The sequence below is a fragment of the Caloramator sp. E03 genome, assembly GCF_006016075.1.
GTDB lineage: Bacteria > Bacillota > Clostridia > Clostridiales > Caloramatoraceae > Caloramator_B.
This window is the reverse complement of sequence record NZ_CP040093.1, coordinates 701,818-719,016: the sequence shown is the minus strand read 5'-3', so window position 1 is coordinate 719,016 and position 17,199 is coordinate 701,818. Positions and strand designations below refer to the sequence as shown.

Annotated in this window: 21 protein-coding genes; 13 read left to right on the top strand and 8 right to left on the bottom strand. The window is 29.9% G+C overall.

The window, feature by feature from the left end:
* Positions 1-20 precede the first annotated feature (20 nt).
* Positions 21-311 carry a cation:proton antiporter regulatory subunit gene (locus FDN13_RS03715; RefSeq protein WP_168190067.1) on the top strand — a complete coding sequence of 97 codons (291 nt, stop codon included), beginning with the start codon at positions 21-23 and terminating at the stop codon, positions 309-311.
* A 222-nt stretch (positions 312-533) separates the two neighbouring features.
* Here the strand turns inward: FDN13_RS03715 and FDN13_RS03710 are convergent, their stop codons facing one another.
* A complete protein-coding gene (locus FDN13_RS03710; RefSeq protein WP_138978967.1) occupies positions 534-1,208 on the bottom strand; it encodes a Yip1 family protein in 675 nt (224 codons plus the stop codon).
* Between the two features lie 229 nt (positions 1,209-1,437).
* Between FDN13_RS03710 and queD the strand changes: the two genes are divergently transcribed.
* The 11 genes from queD to FDN13_RS03655 all read left to right on the top strand — a co-directional run bounded on the left by queD (position 1,438) and on the right by FDN13_RS03655 (position 9,347).
* Entirely contained in the window at positions 1,438-1,791 is a 354-nt protein-coding gene (queD, locus tag FDN13_RS03705) for a 6-carboxytetrahydropterin synthase QueD (protein ID WP_138978966.1), read from the top strand.
* Positions 1,792-1,794: 3 nt separating this feature from the next.
* Positions 1,795-2,565, top strand: coding sequence for a GTP cyclohydrolase FolE2 (gene folE2, locus FDN13_RS03700; RefSeq protein WP_138978965.1), 771 nt, complete (start codon positions 1,795-1,797; stop codon positions 2,563-2,565).
* Positions 2,562-3,398: a dihydropteroate synthase gene (gene folP / locus FDN13_RS03695; protein WP_138978964.1), complete on the top strand. Its 837-nt coding sequence runs from the start codon at positions 2,562-2,564 to the stop codon at positions 3,396-3,398. The genes folE2 and folP overlap by 4 nt, the downstream gene beginning before the upstream one ends.
* Complete coding sequence (gene folK / locus FDN13_RS03690; protein ID WP_138978963.1) at positions 3,395-3,862, top strand: 2-amino-4-hydroxy-6-hydroxymethyldihydropteridine diphosphokinase; 468 nt, start codon at positions 3,395-3,397, stop codon at positions 3,860-3,862. Before folP ends, folK begins: the two co-directional genes overlap by 4 nt.
* A 12-nt stretch (positions 3,863-3,874) precedes the next feature.
* Positions 3,875-4,291, top strand: a complete 417-nt coding sequence (locus FDN13_RS03685; RefSeq protein ID WP_138978962.1) for a secondary thiamine-phosphate synthase enzyme YjbQ — start codon at positions 3,875-3,877, stop codon at positions 4,289-4,291.
* Positions 4,292-4,853: 562 nt separating this feature from the next.
* Complete coding sequence (locus FDN13_RS03680; RefSeq protein WP_138978961.1) at positions 4,854-5,867, top strand: 2-hydroxyacyl-CoA dehydratase family protein; 1,014 nt, start codon at positions 4,854-4,856, stop codon at positions 5,865-5,867.
* 1 nt (position 5,868) lies between these two features.
* Complete coding sequence (locus FDN13_RS03675) at positions 5,869-6,633, top strand: acyl-CoA dehydratase activase (RefSeq protein WP_138978960.1); 765 nt, start codon at positions 5,869-5,871, stop codon at positions 6,631-6,633.
* Positions 6,634-6,643: 10 nt separating this feature from the next.
* Entirely contained in the window at positions 6,644-7,336 is a 693-nt protein-coding gene (queC, locus tag FDN13_RS03670; RefSeq protein WP_138978959.1) for a 7-cyano-7-deazaguanine synthase QueC, read from the top strand.
* Between the two features lie 5 nt (positions 7,337-7,341).
* Positions 7,342-7,791 (top strand): 6-pyruvoyl trahydropterin synthase family protein, encoded by a 450-nt coding sequence (locus tag FDN13_RS03665; protein ID WP_168190066.1) that lies wholly within the window; start codon positions 7,342-7,344, stop codon positions 7,789-7,791.
* Positions 7,784-8,365 (top strand): 7-carboxy-7-deazaguanine synthase QueE, encoded by a 582-nt coding sequence (locus FDN13_RS03660; RefSeq protein WP_138978957.1) that lies wholly within the window; start codon positions 7,784-7,786, stop codon positions 8,363-8,365. The genes FDN13_RS03665 and FDN13_RS03660 overlap by 8 nt, the downstream gene beginning before the upstream one ends.
* Before the next feature lie 184 nt (positions 8,366-8,549).
* Positions 8,550-9,347, top strand: a complete 798-nt coding sequence (locus FDN13_RS03655; protein ID WP_138978956.1) for an HAD family hydrolase — start codon at positions 8,550-8,552, stop codon at positions 9,345-9,347.
* 146 nt (positions 9,348-9,493) lie between these two features.
* On the opposite strand, the gene FDN13_RS03650 is transcribed toward FDN13_RS03655, so the two are convergent.
* The 7 genes from FDN13_RS03650 to FDN13_RS03620 all read right to left on the bottom strand — a co-directional run bounded on the left by FDN13_RS03650 (position 9,494) and on the right by FDN13_RS03620 (position 15,491).
* Entirely contained in the window at positions 9,494-9,748 is a 255-nt protein-coding gene (locus FDN13_RS03650) for a hypothetical protein (protein WP_138978955.1), read from the bottom strand.
* Positions 9,749-9,769: 21 nt separating this feature from the next.
* Positions 9,770-10,075, bottom strand: coding sequence for a PTS sugar transporter subunit IIB (locus FDN13_RS03645; protein ID WP_138978954.1), 306 nt, complete (start codon positions 10,073-10,075; stop codon positions 9,770-9,772).
* 4 nt (positions 10,076-10,079) lie between these two features.
* The gene (locus FDN13_RS03640; protein ID WP_138978953.1) at positions 10,080-10,763 is read right to left on the bottom strand and encodes a copper homeostasis protein CutC; all 684 of its coding nucleotides are present in this window, start codon (positions 10,761-10,763) and stop codon (positions 10,080-10,082) included.
* Between the two features lie 18 nt (positions 10,764-10,781).
* Positions 10,782-12,119: a PTS sugar transporter subunit IIC gene (locus FDN13_RS03635; protein ID WP_138978952.1), complete on the bottom strand. Its 1,338-nt coding sequence runs from the start codon at positions 12,117-12,119 to the stop codon at positions 10,782-10,784.
* A 36-nt stretch (positions 12,120-12,155) separates the two neighbouring features.
* Positions 12,156-13,106, bottom strand: a complete 951-nt coding sequence (locus tag FDN13_RS03630; RefSeq protein ID WP_138978951.1) for a N(4)-(beta-N-acetylglucosaminyl)-L-asparaginase — start codon at positions 13,104-13,106, stop codon at positions 12,156-12,158.
* A 21-nt stretch (positions 13,107-13,127) separates the two neighbouring features.
* Positions 13,128-13,442 (bottom strand): PTS lactose/cellobiose transporter subunit IIA, encoded by a 315-nt coding sequence (locus FDN13_RS03625; RefSeq protein ID WP_138978950.1) that lies wholly within the window; start codon positions 13,440-13,442, stop codon positions 13,128-13,130.
* A gap of 126 nt (positions 13,443-13,568) precedes the next feature.
* Positions 13,569-15,491, bottom strand: a complete 1,923-nt coding sequence (locus tag FDN13_RS03620; RefSeq protein ID WP_256372274.1) for a BglG family transcription antiterminator — start codon at positions 15,489-15,491, stop codon at positions 13,569-13,571.
* A 265-nt stretch (positions 15,492-15,756) separates the two neighbouring features.
* On the opposite strand from FDN13_RS03620, the gene FDN13_RS03615 reads away from it, so the two are divergent.
* Complete coding sequence (locus FDN13_RS03615) at positions 15,757-17,136, top strand: Sapep family Mn(2+)-dependent dipeptidase (RefSeq protein ID WP_138978948.1); 1,380 nt, start codon at positions 15,757-15,759, stop codon at positions 17,134-17,136.
* Positions 17,137-17,199: the final 63 nt, after the last annotated feature.

Here is a 17,199-nt window from a genome sequence, read left to right as displayed (position 1 = left end):
ATTTGATTCTTCAAAATAATTTGGAAAAACTCATTGATTATATTGAGAGATTTAAAAACATATCTCCTTTTACATTAATTGAGATAAGTATTAAAGAACCAAGCTGGGTTATAGGAAAGAATCTTGATGAAGTTAAATTTTGGAAAAATACTGGAGCAACAATAATTGCCTATAGGGAAGGAGAAAAAATAGTTGTGTCTCCTGGTCCTGATTATAGATTTAAAGCAGGAGATATTATAGTTGTTATTGGGAGCAGTGATGTATATGAAAGAGTATGTAATTTTATATATGGGGAAAATGGGGTGGATTAAAAAGCTTATTTTATAAGGGTTTTGTAAATTTTTTTGGACGGATATTTAATAAAATATCTGTCCTTTTTTGTATTATGAATACCATGGGTTATATATAGTATTTATAATAGAGATTTAATTTATTTTTGTATAATACAACTAAAGTAATATAAAAAATATAGGTGTTTTTTGTATTCATATTAGATAAAATAAGTAACCGTCCCAAGGTTATAAAATATTAAATTACTTTTTTAATTTTAAAGCAAACATGAGAAGTGAAATAGAGATTGATATTATTATACCAATGATTACAATAAATGAACTTTCCTTTTTTGAAGTTTTTCCTACAGTAGAAATACCTATTATAAGTAATACATATTGCCATATATTAAAAGGATCAATGTAATTTAATAAGGTACCTATCAATGTTGGATTTGATGAATTATCCAAAATAGGCTTGTGTATTATAAGCATAAGTATGGATTTTATAATAAGACCAATTGCAATTGCTATTGATGATAGGCAGTATATGGAAACAATGCGCTTAAATGATATTTTTCTATCAGTAAATTTAGCAATTAAAAAATATAATAATGAAAAAAGATAAACAGAAATAATTGTAGTAACTATTGCAGAAACCGAAAGTATAATAGGATTTGTTGCTACAGATTTTGCAATTTCTAATGCCTGTGGTTGAGATATTTCTTGCACTTGTTTTTCAATCATACTAATAATATAGTCTTTACAGCCTATTGCATAAGATACTGAGTAGATAGCTGTAGCAATTATAAAAATTAAAAGGTTTAAACCATATTTTGGATCCTCAACAAATTGTTCAAATAATATAGAAGGTTTTTTAAAAAAATATTTTGCTTTATCGCTTAGAGATGTTTTTTTGTTGATTGTAATTTCTTCCATGATGAATATCCTCCCAGAATTTTCTATTGTTTTTTATTATATCATATAATCCAAAACTTTAAAATATGCAGAGGACAGTTGTTATTAATTTAATTTTGTATATTTATCTATTTGGACAATTAAATATAAAGATTATATAATAAAAATTGAAAAAAATCCTTTGTATTTGGTAAAATAATAAAAGTTTTATATAGTAAGATTAAAATGTATTATCGAATGGAGTGATATTATGATTTTGATTAAGGAATTTGAATTTGATGCAGCCCATAATCTTGTTAATTATCATGGAAAATGTGAAAAACTTCATGGACATACATATAAACTTGTAGTGAAACTTGAAGGAACAGTAGATGAGGAGGGTATGGTTTTTGATTTTGTTGAACTCAAAAAAATAGTAAAGGAAAAAGTTATAGATAAATTTGACCATTCTTATATAAATGAAATAATAAAACAACCAACAGCAGAAAACATAGCTGTATATGTCTTTAATGAGCTAAAAGATGTTTTAAAAAGGGATAACTGCAGATTGTTTGAAGTTGAAGTTTGGGAAACTAAAAATAGTGGTGTAGCTTATAGGGGGTAGACTATGAAGGACGTACAAAGCGAAAAGGATTTTAGAAATGTTTCATTAAAAAAAGTAGGAATAAACGGTTTAAAATGGCCCATCGTTGTTAAGGAAAAGAGCGGAGGAGTTCAAAATACTATTTCACAGATGGCACTGTCAGTTGATTTACCTGCTGATATAAGGGGAACCCATATGAGCAGGTTTGTTGAACTTGTAAACGATTTGAAGGAAATTACACCAAAGGAGATAGAAAAGGCATTAGATAAATTAAAGGAAAAACTTGGTGCAAAGACAGCCCACCTTAAAATCGATTTTGATTATTTTATTAAAAAGCCATCTCCAGTTACGGGAATTGTATCTCCCTACGATGTTAAATGCTCCTTTGATGCTGAAAAGGGAGAAGATTTTAGATTTATAATGGAGGTTATAGTTCCAGTTTCAACGCTTTGCCCCTGCTCAAAGGAAATAAGCGAGTTTGGGGCACACAATCAAAGAGCTACTGTTAATATAAGCATATATTCAAAAAAGCTTATATGGATAGAAGATTTGGTTAAAGTTGCTGAGGACAGCGCAAGCTCTCCAGTCTTTTCACTGTTAAAGAGAAAGGATGAAAAATTTGTAACAGAAAGAGCATATTTAAACCCAAGGTTTGTTGAGGACGTGGTTAGAGAGGCTGCAATAAGGCTTGATGATATGAAAGAAATTTTATGGTACAGGGTTTATGTTGAAAGCATGGAAAGTATTCATAATCATAATGCTTTTGCATGTACGGAAAAAGGGGTGATATTATGAATTATATGACTTTAAAGAATGGGGAAAAGTATGTATTTGATAGTACTAAGATTATGGGAATATTAAATATTACTCCTGATTCATTTTATGAAGGCTCAAGGGTAGCTTCGGTAGATTTGGCATTACAAAGAGCCCTTGAGATGATTGAAGAGGGAGCTGATGTTCTTGATATAGGAGGAGAGTCAACAAGGCCTGGCTCTGAGCCTATAACTGAAGATGAAGAAATAGAAAGGGTTATTCCAATTATTGAGGCAATAAGAAAGGTTAATAAAGAAATTTTAATATCAGTCGATACATACAGAGCCAAAACTGCTGAATATTCAATTAAAGCAGGAGCAGATATAATAAACGATATAAGTGCTATGACCTTTGATGATGATATGGTTAATGTTGTTAAAAAATATGATGTTCCTGTTATTTTGATGCATATTAAAGGGACTCCTAAAAATATGCAAAATAATCCTTACTATGATGATGTATTAAAAGAAGTATATGATTTTTTAAAAGAGAGAATAGAATATGCAAAAAGCTTTGGAATTGAAAAAGATAAAATAATCATAGATCCAGGAATTGGATTTGGGAAACTGTTAGAGCATAACATTGAACTTATTAAAAATATAGATTATTTTGATGAATTGGGCTGTCCAATTCTTCTTGCACACTCAAGAAAATCGAGTATAGGTGCTGTCCTTGGGAATCTTCCCCCAAAGGATAGGCTTGAAGGGACTATTGCTGTTTCCTGTTTTGCAGCTTTAAAAGGGGTAGATATGATAAGAGTTCATGATGTTAAAGAAAATAAAAGGGCTTTAAAAATGATTGAGGTGTTAAGATGAATAGGGTTTATGTTGCCTTTGGAAGTAATATTGGTGATAAGAATAAAAATATTAAAAAAGCTATTGAAATGATGAATGCTAGAGGGCTTAATGTAATAAAAATATCTCAGATTTATAAAACAGAGCCCTATGGATATACAAATCAGCCTGAATTTTTAAACGGGGTTTTAGAAGCTTTAACTGATTTAGATGCTATGGATGTTTTATATACTCTTTTAAATATAGAAAAGGATTTAGGAAGGGTTAGGGAATTTAAGTGGGGACCAAGGATTATAGATTTAGATATTTTATTTTTCAATGATGATGTTATTGATGAAAAAGATTTAAAGGTTCCCCATCCGGATATGCAAAACAGGGAGTTTGTTCTAAAGCCTTTATGTGAAATTGCTCCGAATTTTATGCATCCTGTTTTAAAAAAGAGCGTTAAGGATATGCTTTTAGAGCTTGAATTAAAAAATAAATAGGGAGGGGTAAAATTGAAGAGCTACAGAAAAGAACTTTGGTTTAATATTCCATCAAGAAGAGGATTTGTAAATATCACAGGCGATATTGAAAAATGTTTAAAAGAAAGCGGCATAAAAGAAGGATTGCTTCTTTGCAATGCTATGCATATAACAGCGAGCGTATTTATCAACGACGATGAGGCAGGGCTTCATAAGGATTTTGAGAAATGGCTTGAAAAGCTTGCCCCTGAAAAGCCCTACAGCCAATATATGCATAACGGGTTTGAAGATAATGCAGATGCACACCTTAAAAGGACTATTATGGGAAGAGAAGTTGTCGTTGCTGTTACCGATGGAAAACTCGACCTTGGTCCATGGGAGCAGATTTTTTACGGGGAATTCGATGGTATGAGAAATAAAAGGGTGCTTTTAAAGATTATAGGTGAATAGATTATAATTTAAAGAAAAATATACCTGTTGATTTTTTAATATAAAAATAATATATAATAAATTATGCCTAATAGGTCATGACTAATAAATAGCTACAACGACGGCATGAAAAAGTTTGTCTCTTGTTAATTTGATGGTATTTTTTACCTACTTTCTCCGGTGCCAGGCACCGGAGATTGAGAAAACTTTTTCACACTAACCTAATAAGCGATAATTATCATTCACTTACCGAAGTGGGTGATGATTGCTGCTTGACTGATAAAAACATAAAATATAAAATAGCTATATAGGGAAACCAAGCCAATATTAGCTATGCAAGTGATTTACAGAGATTGGTCAGCCCTTTGAGCGTAGATAATCTGGTAACAAGAGTTAACTTGACCACGAAGATACCACTTTGTAAAGTGGGAATAGTTTACTAAAAAACTTAATAAGACAGTTCGAAACCATCCTGTCTTTAAATAAAACTATGGGCCAGTGCTGGGCATTTCAGCACAGGGCGTATTATGCCCTTTTTTATTTATGGGGCAGGTATGCCCTTTTTTATTTTTTGGAGGTTAAAATGAAAAAAATAGGGATAACAACAACTGTTCCAGTTGAGGTCTTATATGCAGCAGGATACAGCGTTGTAGATTTAAACAATATTTTTATAACATCAAAGGACTATTTAAGATATATTGAAATTGCAGAAAGGGATGGATTTCCAAAGAGTCTTTGTGCATGGATAAAGGGCATATATGGTGCGTGTATTGAAAATGGAATAGATGAAGTTGTTGGAGTTATAGAAGGGGATTGCTCTAATACAAAATCTCTTATTGAGGTTTTAAAATCAAAGGGGGTTAAAATATATCCTTTTTCTTATCCCGCAAAGCATACAATAGAAGAAGTTAAAAAATCAATAGATGATTTTATAAAATTGTTTTTTAAAGATGAGCTTGTAGATTCTAATATAAAAGAAAAAATTGAAGATACAAGGCAGACTCTAAGCAAAGGAAGGGTTCTTGCAAGGAGAATAGATGAATTGACTTGCGATTTTAAGGCAACGGGATTGGAAAACCATATTTATCAGATATCTCTTAGTGATTTTAACGGCGACATTGAAGGCTATACAGAGATATTGAAGGAAAAGGTTAAAGAAATAGAATTAAGAAAACCAAAGACAAAAAAAATAAAACTTGCCTATATAGGAGTTCCGCCTATGACTCCTGATATATATGACTTTATTGAAAAATATGATGCACAGATAGTTTACAATGAAGTGCAAAGGGAATTTGCTTTCCCAAGGTTTGACAGGGCAAAGGATATATATGAGCAGTATTATGATTATACCTATCCATACAGCCTTGAATTCAGGCTTAAGGAAATTGAAAAGATTATAAAGGAAAGGAATATCGATGGAGTAATACATTATACACAGGCCTTCTGCTACAGGGCAATAGACGATATTGTTATTAAAAGGAAGCTAAATATCCCTGTTCTTAATATTGAGGGCGATAAATTAAACTGCCTCGATGGGAGGACAAAAATAAGGATAGAAGCATTTTTGGATATGCTTATGGATTTAAAGGGGGATTAATTTGAGGATTGTTGGTATTGATTTAGGCTCAAGATTTGTAAAGACTTTAGTAATGGAGGATTATAAAATAGTTGAAAGGATTTGTATAAGCACAGTTAGCTTTTATAAGGAATACTGCAGTTTTAATGGAAGGCTTAAGGTAGATTTTAAAAAGCTTGGTATTGATAGTTTTGATTTTGGGGTTTCAACAGGTTATGGAAGGAATAACGTCGATATAGAAAATTTTAACATAATAAATGAGCTTAAGGCCCATGCCTATGGAGCTATGTATCAGACAGGTTTAAAGGATTTTATTCTTTTAGACGTTGGTGGACAGGATGTTAAAATTATAAAGGTTGAAAAAGGTGTCTTAACTGACATTGAGCTTAATGATAAATGTGCAGCTTCCTGTGGCAGGTATATTGAAAATATGGCTAAGATACTTGAAACTTCAATAGATGAAATATTTTCTTATTATAAAAACCCAGTAGAGCTTAATTCAACCTGTGCAGTTTTTTCTGAATCTGAACTTATAGGTAAAATTGCAGAGGGTGTTCCCTTTGAAAACCTTTGTGCAGGGGTTAACTATTCCCTTTATAAAAGGTTAAAGCCTCTTTTAACAAGGTTTAAAGGAAAAAGCCTTCTGATTTCTGGAGGAGTTGCTGAAAATAAGGCTCTTTTGGAATATCTTAAAAGCGATTATGATGAGATAAATGTGCTTAATGATTCAAAGTTTAATGGTGCAATTGGGTGCTGCTACTTTGGAATTTTAAAGTATAAAAAATAGGAGGGATAACATGGATAAAGCATTGGTTTTAGTAAGTGGAGGACTTGACAGTACGGTACTTCTTGCAAAGGTTGTTAAGGAGTTAAAAGGAGAAAACGTAACTGCACTAAATATTTTCTATGGTCAAAAACATGCAAAGGAAGCTAAATTTGCAAAGCTTCAAGCTGAAAAATATAATGTTAACTATATTACTGCTGATCTTTCAAGCGTTTTTAAGTTTTCAAAGGACTGCCCTCTTTTAGAGGGAAGTAAAAATGAAATACCAGAAAAGTCCTACGCTGAACAGCTAAAGGATATGGGAGGATATGGCACTGTATCAACTTATGTGCCCTTTAGAAATGGGCTTTTTTTATCCTATGCTGCAGCTGTTGGGATTCAACTTGGGGCATCGAGAATATACTATGGGGCACATTCAGATGATGCAGCTGGGAATGCTTATCCTGATTGTTCCTATAATTTTATACAGAGTATGGCATCAGCTATATATGAGGGAACTGGAGGAAAAATTAAATTAGAAGCTCCCTTTTGGAGTTTTACAAAGAAGGATATTGTAAGGGAAGGATTAGATTTGGGAGTTGATTTTTCCCATACATGGAGCTGCTATAAAGGACAGGATGAGCCCTGCAGAAGCTGTGCAACCTGTATTGACAGGGAAAAGGCCTTTGAGTTAAATGATACAATAGATCCGCTTCTAAGGAGGTAATAGATTTGAAGTTAACTGTTACGAAGGAGTTTACCTTTGACTGTGCGCATATACTTTCATACCATGAGGGGCTTTGCTCTAATCTTCATGGACATACTTATAGATTAGAGGTTACAGCATCAAAAAATGAGCTTATAAATGAAGGAAGCTCTGAAGGAATGATTTTAGATTTTGGTGATTTAAAAAGAATTGTAAAGGATTTAATAATAGATATATTTGACCATTCATTTTTATTCTGGGAAAGTGGCTGCGATGCTGAAAGGGAAATTGCCGATATTATAGAAAAATATGGAATGAGGATTGTAAAGTTAAAAGATAGACCGACAGCAGAGAATATTGCTGTTTTTATTATTAATACGTTAAACGAGCATTTAAAGGACAGCCCTATTAATATAGTAAAGGTAAGGCTTTATGAGACTCCAACATCCTATGCAGAGGTGAAAAATTATGTATAAGATTGCAGAGATATTCAATTCAGTTCAAGGAGAAGGCTCATACTTAGGGTGCCCAGCATCATTTATAAGGCTTTCGGGATGCAATCTGCACTGCAGCTGGTGCGATACTGATTTTTCACTAAAATATATCATGACAGCTGAGGAAATTATAGATAAGATAAAATATGAAAAAGTTATAATTACAGGAGGAGAGCCTACTATTTATGATTTAAAGCCTCTTCTTTTAGAGCTTAAAAAAAGAAGCAAAGTTACGATGCTTGAAACTAATGGGACAAACCCCACAGATGATATAAGGCATCTTTTGGATTGGATAGTATGTTCGCCAAAACCAGAAAAAAATTGGACAATAAATGAAAGATGCATTTTTGACGAATTAAAATATGTGGTTGATGGACAGTTTAACCCTGATAAACACATTCCAAAGGCAATCAAAGAAAAGTATAAAGACAGGATATGGCTTCAACCAGAAAGCAGCAATTTAATTTTAAGAGCAAAGGAAGCTTTTGACTTTTCTATGAATGACAACGCTTTAAGAGTAGGGCTTCAGCTTCATAAGATAATAGATGTAAAATAATTTAAATATGCTTTTTTAGAGGGACGGTTAATTATTTTTTGCATTTTATTTATATATATGATAGTATAAAGAACAGTTAGAATATAATAATTGCTAAGAGTTGAGATTTTGGGTTGCTATAAGAATAAAGTGAATAATAATTATTTGCTTTTTGATGTGGTAATTATTCATAAGGAGTGATACAATGATTAAATTAATAGCAACAGACCTTGATGGGACTCTTTTGAATGATAAAGGAGAAATAGACAAAAAACTTATAAATATATTAAAAGTATTAAAATCAAAGGATATTAAATTCGTTCCAACCAGTGGCAGGCTCTACAGCACTCTTTGCAGAAATTTTAAAGATTATGGTTCTGATTTAATAATTGTTGCAATTAATGGAGCTATAATTCAATACAATAATAACGGGAAAGTTATTTATGAAAATTCAATTGATAGAGAAATATGCTTTGAAAGTGTAAAAGCTTTAATAGATTTAAATATGGATATTGAAATATATATAACTTGTAAGAATAGTAACTATCTTTTAAGACAGAATAAAGAGCTTATTGAAAAATTTGCAATTTCGGATGCGGATATGGCTTTTATAGAAAACTATTATGATATTAATGAGGATATATTTAAAATTGGAATATTTAAAACTTCAGGTTTTACAAAAGAAGAAATTGATAAAATTAAAATTGCAACAGATAATAGGTTTGAATATGCAGTATCAGGCAATGTATGGCTTGATATTACAAACAAAGAGGTTAACAAAGGAAATGCAATAAAAATTCTTCAAAACATTTTCGATATTAAAAAAGAAGAAACATTAGTTTTTGGAGATTATTATAACGACATTTCAATGTTTAAAAGGGCTTATTACAGCTACGCTATGGCTAATGCCCCCCATGATGTTAAGGCGAAGGCAAGATTTGTAGCACTTGACAATAACAGTAGTGGTGTTATTAAGGTTATTGAAAAGGTAGTAGGGGAATAGTAAAAGAAATATTTTTACAATTTGCTTATGAACAAAAAATTATGATAAATCATTTGCTTTTACGAAATTAATTTAGCTAAAAAACCTCCTTCACCATTTATTATTAATTAATGAGAAGGAGGTTTTTAGTTCAATTTACATATAATTTAATTATTTACAGTGTCATCAACTATGACAGAAAAATATAATATACTTCCAAAAGTTGTAGATTTTATTAAATCCTTTATCTTTCTAACTAATTTTTCATTGTCATTTTCATCTGTATATACTTTAAAAGCAATTTTTAAAGGATCAATTATCTTTAAAAATGTAAACTTTAAATTTTCCTCTGAATAGCTTTCTAAAAATTCTTTTATTTTGTTATTCATTGAAGAACATATTATTATATTTTTTGTTTCCATAGATATACCTTCTTTCAAAATTTACTTATTAAGAAGTTTAAGAGCTATTTCAAGTACTGCTTCTCCATTCATCATACCATAGGTTTGTTGATCAATTATATCTATGGGAGTATTTTTATCTGATACGTTATTTTTTATTTCAGTTAAAAGATAACGTGCTTGGGGGCCTAGCAATATTACATCTGCATCATCTATATTATTGTAAATATCGCATGCAGGTACAGCAATTATTTCAGCTTTTATATTTTTTTCTAAAGCTGCTTTATTCATCCTATTAACCAGCATGCTTGTTGACATTCCTGCAAAACATACTAAAACTATTTTCATAAGTTCAACTCCTTTCTTTAATAATGTTTACTAGCATTTTAAGCGATTTATCATCAATTTCGCCCCAACATGTCCCATTATAGCGAATAGCAGTTCCAAAATGGTATTGATTAGCGGATGTATTTTTCATTATCTGTTTTATATTACTAAATTTCAAACCTCCACCAATCATAATATTTATATGCTTTCTGTATCTAATCATCTCATTTATTGTAGAAATATTATCTAATATATTACCTTTTCCTCCAGATGTTAATACGTTAGTTATTTGTGGATAATTAGAAAGTATTTTTATTCCTTCAATAGGATTTTTAAGTTCATCTATAGCTCTATGAAAAGTTATATCAATACCAGCACATACTTTTAATAGATTTTCTAATGATTTAATGCATATTGAGCCATTTTCATCTATTGTTCCAAATACAACCCCATTTGCTCCTAATTCTTTTGCAATAATAATATCTTCTTTCATAATAGCGATTTCTTCGTCAGTATATATAAAAGATTTTGAATGAGGTCTTATCATAATGTTTACTGGAATTTTTATCGCTTTTATTATATTTCTAATCAAAGCCCAACTTGGAGTTAATCCTCCCTCTGAAAGTGAACTTACCAATTCTATCCTATCTGCACCACAAGCTTCAATTTTTTTTGCATCTTCAATTGTCATTGCTATTACTTCAATCATTTATGTTTTCCTTTCAATTTATATTTTTAAGCTTTTATTATTATTTTTATGCTCTATCATATTTTCTTCTTCTACTCTTTTTTTGTCCATTATTGCTATAAATGGCCACCAAATCAATCCAACAATAATCATATCAACAACCTGCAAAATTGCTCCTGAAATACTACTTGTAATAAGAAAACCTTGAAGTATAGGTGGAGTTGTCCATGGAATTATAACACCTGTTGGTCGAGCTACAATATTTAATGCCATAGCGATATAATTTATTATTGTTATAGCTACAGGACCTAAAATGAGAGGTATAATACCTATCGGGTTTAAAACAACTGGAAGACCAAACATAATAGGCTCATTTATGTTAAACAAACCAGGTGCTAAAGACATTTTGCCAAGTTCTTTGTATTGCTTTGATTTTGCTCTAAACATTAATAGAATTACAACAGCTAAAGTTGCTCCAGCTCCTCCTATCCACACCATATCAAAAAACTGTTCTGTAATAATATTTGGGATTGACTTGCCTGCTTCAATAGCTGCAAGATTCGCATCTTGAAGTGGAACCCAAAATGGTCGCATTATACCATTAACAATTGTGCCGCCGTTTAACCCTATTGACCATAAAAGGCTTATTGCAAATACTGTTCCTATTGCACCAAAAATATTATTTGCTACAAATGCCTGCATAGGAACTGATACTATTTTATAAATGAATTCATGAATAAATTTATAAGGCGTTTGTAAGAACAATAATCTTACAAGAAGCATCATTACAATAATTATAAATCCTGGAACTAAAGCTGAAAATGCTCTTGATACAGCAGGAGGTACTCCTTCTGGCATTTTAATAATTATCCCCTTTTTAATAAAATAATTGAAAAGTTCAGTTACTACTAATGCTGTTATAATTGCAACTAATATACCGTTTGTACCATACCAACCTCCGACAGTTATAACTTTAGGTACTACGTAATCTACTTTTTCAATTGTTATTGTTGTTGTAATAGGAGTTAATAGAATAAATGAACCAATACTTAGCATTGCAGATGAAAACGCATCTATTCTATATGATTGTGCAAGCTTATATGATATAGATGCGACTATATAAATAGACATAATATCATAAGTAACTCTTTTTGGAAGAATTATGAATTGATTAAATTCAGGTCCGAATAATTTTGTTTGTAATTCTTGCCATCCAGGTGCAGGAAAATCTTGTATAATTATAAAAAGTGAACCTATAATTAAAAATGGCATAAATGAAATAAAACCATCTCTAATTGCAGCTAAATGTCTTTCACCTGCTAATTTAGTAGCAAAAGGAGCAAAGCGAATCTCTAAAAATTCTTGTAATTTTTTCATTTTAACACTCCTCTCATTTTTTAGTGATAAATTAAACTAATCTAATGGTGCTGATATTCTTTTTAAATAACTATCGAGCCATTCCTTTGTAGCTTCGGTGTAAATTGTAGAACTACCTTTAGGATAAGCTAAATATACCTTGGGCTCAATTTTTTCATTTGCAAAGATAAATGAAAACTCTACATTTGTACCAACCCCCCATTCACCTTTATTATTTAAGCAAACAATAGACATTGCCCCAGCTTTTCCTCTCTTTTTTATAAGTTTTGAACTAAATTCATATATTACTTTTTCAGCAACATCCTGGGGATGTATATCATTTTCCATTAACCTAACAGCTTCATATGATAAACAACCTTTCATAATATCTTCTCCTAAGCCAGTTGCAGCAGCACCTCCAATTAAACTGTCTACATAAAATCCAGAGCCGGGTATAGGTGAATCTCCAACTCTCCCCCTTTTTTTCATAAATAAACCACTTGTAGAAGTTGCTACTGCCATGTGTTTATTTATGTCTAAACATACAATTCCAACAGTATCATGTCCATCATAAGGGCTTAAATTTTTATTTTTTATTTCTTCTATTCGCTTTTCATAAATTCGCTTTGCTCTATCTGTAAGCATATTTTTTCGTTCAAATCCATTTTTATGAGCATATTCTTCTGCACCATTTCCAACAAGAAAAATATTGAATCTTTCTAAACTCAATTTTCTTGCAATAGAAACAGGATTTTTAAAATCCTTAATTCCTCCAACAGCACCTATTGAAAATGTATCTCCATCCATAAATGCTGCATCCAGTTCTACTTCACAATTTTCGTTAGGGAGTCCACCGTATCCTACAGACTTATATAAAGGATAATCTTCCACCATTTTAACGGCAGTTTCTACAGCATCAGAAGCACTACCCCCACTTTTAAGGAGCTCAGAAGCAGCAGAAACACCTTCCAAAGCCATACGCCATGTAGCAATAATTGCCCAATTCATTATCTTTTTCTCCTTTCTTAATTATTTTTGATATATCATTCTATAAAGATTAATCAATTCTGAAATTAGTGGTTTTGCCAGCATTGCATTCATAATATGATCTTGAGCATGTACCATAAGAATAGAATATTCAGATTTATTTCCTTGAGACTCTTCAATGATTAGAGTAGTTTGTGCTTTATGGGCTTCTAATAGTAATGAATCCGATTTTTTTATTAATTCTTCTGCATCATCAAAATTTCCATTTCTTGATAATTTTAATGCTTCAAACATCATTGATAGGGCATCTCCTGCTGAAGAAATAATTTGAAATGCTGCTTTTTCAATTGACTCCATAATTGTCACCTTCCTAATTGCAATGTTAAGTATCTACCTTTATAATAAAATTTTAAATAAAGAATATTCAAACAAATATTTTCCTTAAAGTTAGGAAAAAAATAAAGTTCCTAAGTATTAGGAACTCTATTTCATATAATTTGATTCATAATTTAAGAGCCTTAATTTAAAATCATTAAAATTTTTTGATTCTAATAAATAATTGACACCTTCGACATTATCTATTATATATAATAGATGCTCGAATAAATCATTAAGTTTAGTTCTATCTCCAGATTTAATTGCAAACATTAAAATCAATTGTACCTTATGACATCCCCATTCTAATGGTTTGTTTAGAATTGCTGTTGAGATTACTGTTTCAAAAGCATCCATTAAAATTGGATGTGGTATTGCAGTAAGATTGCCTAATGAAGTTGACGACAATTTTTCTCTTTCAATTACATTATTAATATAACTTTTTGGTACATATCCTTTTTCAAAAAGTTTATTTGCCATAAAATATATAGCTTCAAATTCATTTTTAAATCTAATATCTTTGAAAAATATATCTTCCTTAAAAAATTGTGCAACATCTTGAAAAAGATTTTTTTTATTATTTATTTCCTTATCAAGAATAGAATTAATCTTTTTTATATCCATATCATTTAAAAATGGAGATATTACTATCGTATCAATTTGCAAATTATGTTCGAATGGTACAGTTGATAATATTAAATCTGGCTTTTTTCCCTTTATTAAATCTATTTCTAAGAAAGAAAACAGTCCCTCTATTTCTACTCGGTTGCTATATATGGATTTAATTTTAGAATATAGTACATTTGATGTTATATGCCCTGATGAACATACTAAAGCAACCTTTCTTTTCTTATTTTGTTTTTCTTTAATTCTTTCTAAGGCTGCTCCTATATGCAGAGCAAAGTATCCCATTTCATTCTCATCCATTTTTAAGTCAGTCAATTTATAAAATTCATTAGCTAAAAAAACTGTAATATCAAAAATATATGGATATTTTCTTTTTAAATCATTTAATATTGGATTTTTCAAAGTTGAATCATGTTTTATTCTTTGATACATAGCTTTAATATGAAAACATAATCCTGAAAAAAGAAGATGATCATTTTGCAACTCAATACTAAATTCTCTACATAAGGAATCTATTAAATATTCAGTTATTATAATAAAATAAGGTTCAATATTTTTTTCTAACTCATATTTATTAGAGTAAATGTTTTTAAATATTTTTTTACTAAAAATAAGATGTGAAATATATAATTTTTCTCTAGGAGGAATTTCGATAAAAAAATTTTCTTCCAATTTATCACATAAATCGCAAGCTATTTTATATTCTATAGTATTAAGTATATCATTTGAAGTATAATACATATCTAGAATATTATGTTTTTTTATTCTATCAACTGTTATAGCAATATGTACTATTAGATTTATAATTGTCATTTCATTAATAGTGTACTCATATTTTTTTAATAATTTATTTAAATGAGACTTTATAATATTCAAATCTATATCCTTAAAATATCTTTTGTATTTTTCAATATTTAAAAAATCACCATTAGTTTCATTAAATAAAATATCGCTCAATAGTTTTCTTTTATCTTTTTCTAAGCCTTGAAGATAAATATAAGATGAATTTTTAATAACTTTAATGTTACTTCCATATTTTTTTATCATCTCTCTTATTTTTTTTATATCGTTTTCAATAGTAGATTCACTAACATTTATTTCATCTGCTAAATCAAAAATGTCTATGTTATTTTTACAAAATAAAAGCTTTTTTAAAATATATTTTAATCTTTCATCAGGAACATCTGGTATATTAACATCATCTTGCATTATTAGATTATTAATATTTTTGCAATTGTTTATCATATATCCGTTTTTATTATGTGAAATAATAATATCTCCATTACTTTTGTCTAAAGAATTTATATACATTATATCCTTTCTTATTGTTCTATCAGTTACGCCTAATTCAAAAGCGATTTCACGTCCTTTAACCCATGTTTTTTTATTTAATAAATATTCAATTATTTTTTTTGACGAGGATGTAGAAAATTGTTATACATATTTCCTCCCTCCAATTTGTTAATAAATCTAATTTAAAGTATATACTTATTAATAAAAAATTCCAATCGCTTAAATTTATTCTTACATTTGACTATTCTCAAATATTGCTATATTATTAACTCAGGCATAAGAATGACCCCCAATATGATTTTTTATGTTCTATTGATAATCTATCATATTGGTCATCTTATGCTTTTTTATTTTTAAATATGGAAGGAGATTAAATATGATTGATTTTTATGAAGAAGTATTAAAAAGAGGGGATGAATATATTAAATTGCTTGGTGAATGGATAGAGATTCCCTCTATTTATGATGAAGACACAATAAATAAAGATATGCCCTTTGGCAAAGAAATCTGTAGAAGTTTAAAATGGTTTGAAAACTTGGCTTTAAAGGATGGATTTAGAGTTAAAAATGATTATGGTTATGCTGTTCATGCAGAATATGGACAGGGCAATAATTACGTGTGTGCATTTGGACATGCCGATGTAGTTCCAGTAGATGATAACTGGAGGACAAATCCTTTTCAACTTACTGTTATCGATGGGAAAGCTTATGGCAGAGGAGTGGTCGATGATAAAGGGCCGATACTTGGATGCTATATGGGGCTTAAAATAATAAAAGAATTGAATCTTCCTGTAAAAAATTCTATTAGGATTATTGTTGGAGGAAATGAAGAAAACGGATTTAGATGTATTAGACATTACTTTTCTAAAGAACCTCAGCCTAAATTTGGATTTACTCCTGATGCTAAGTTTCCTGTTATTCATGGAGAGAAGGGAGCAGCGATTTTAGAAGTTAGCGGAATTATTAAAGAGAGAATAGAAATAAAATCAGGAACAGCTAATAATATAATACCCTCAACGATAGAAATTAAACTTAATACAAATTATTCTTATCTAAAAGAGAAATTTATTAGTTATTTATATGAAAATAATTTAAATGGAGATTTTTATATAAATAATGATTATACTTCAATAAAGGTTCAAGGAGTAGGAGGACACTCATCAAAGCCTGAAAAAACTGTTAACCCAATAACAAAACTTGTGAGATTTCTAAGTACAAATATCAATACTCCATTGTTTTTAGATTTAGGCAATATTTTATTTGATAATGATTACAAAGGGGTGGGATTTGGTATTTATACTTCAGGTAAATGTGGAGAACTCACTATTGTTCCAACTATGTTTAATATAAATACGGACAAGATGAATTTGATATTTAGCATAAGATATCCAGAAAATGCTGATTTGAATTCTATTAAAAATAAAATTACTAAATATATTTGTAAAAATTTAAAGGGAGAATATCAGATTAAACTAAAAAATATAAAAAATCCATTTTATATTGAGCCAGATTTTATATTAGTTAATAAACTTCATGAAATATATATAAACCATACTAAAGATTCAAAAAGTAAGATAAGGGTAACAAGCGCAGGCACTTATGCAAGTGAAATGAAAAACTCTGTAGCCTTTGGTGCAGAATTTGGAGATGATAGCTCGGGAAATGTGCATTCTGCTAATGAATATATGGAAGTTAAAAGACTTTTTCAGTCTGCTGCAATTTATGCACATGCACTTTATGAAATGGCCAATATGTAGATGATGTCACTTAGTATGACATTGTTTATAATCAATTTTCAGAAAATAAATATTATACTATAT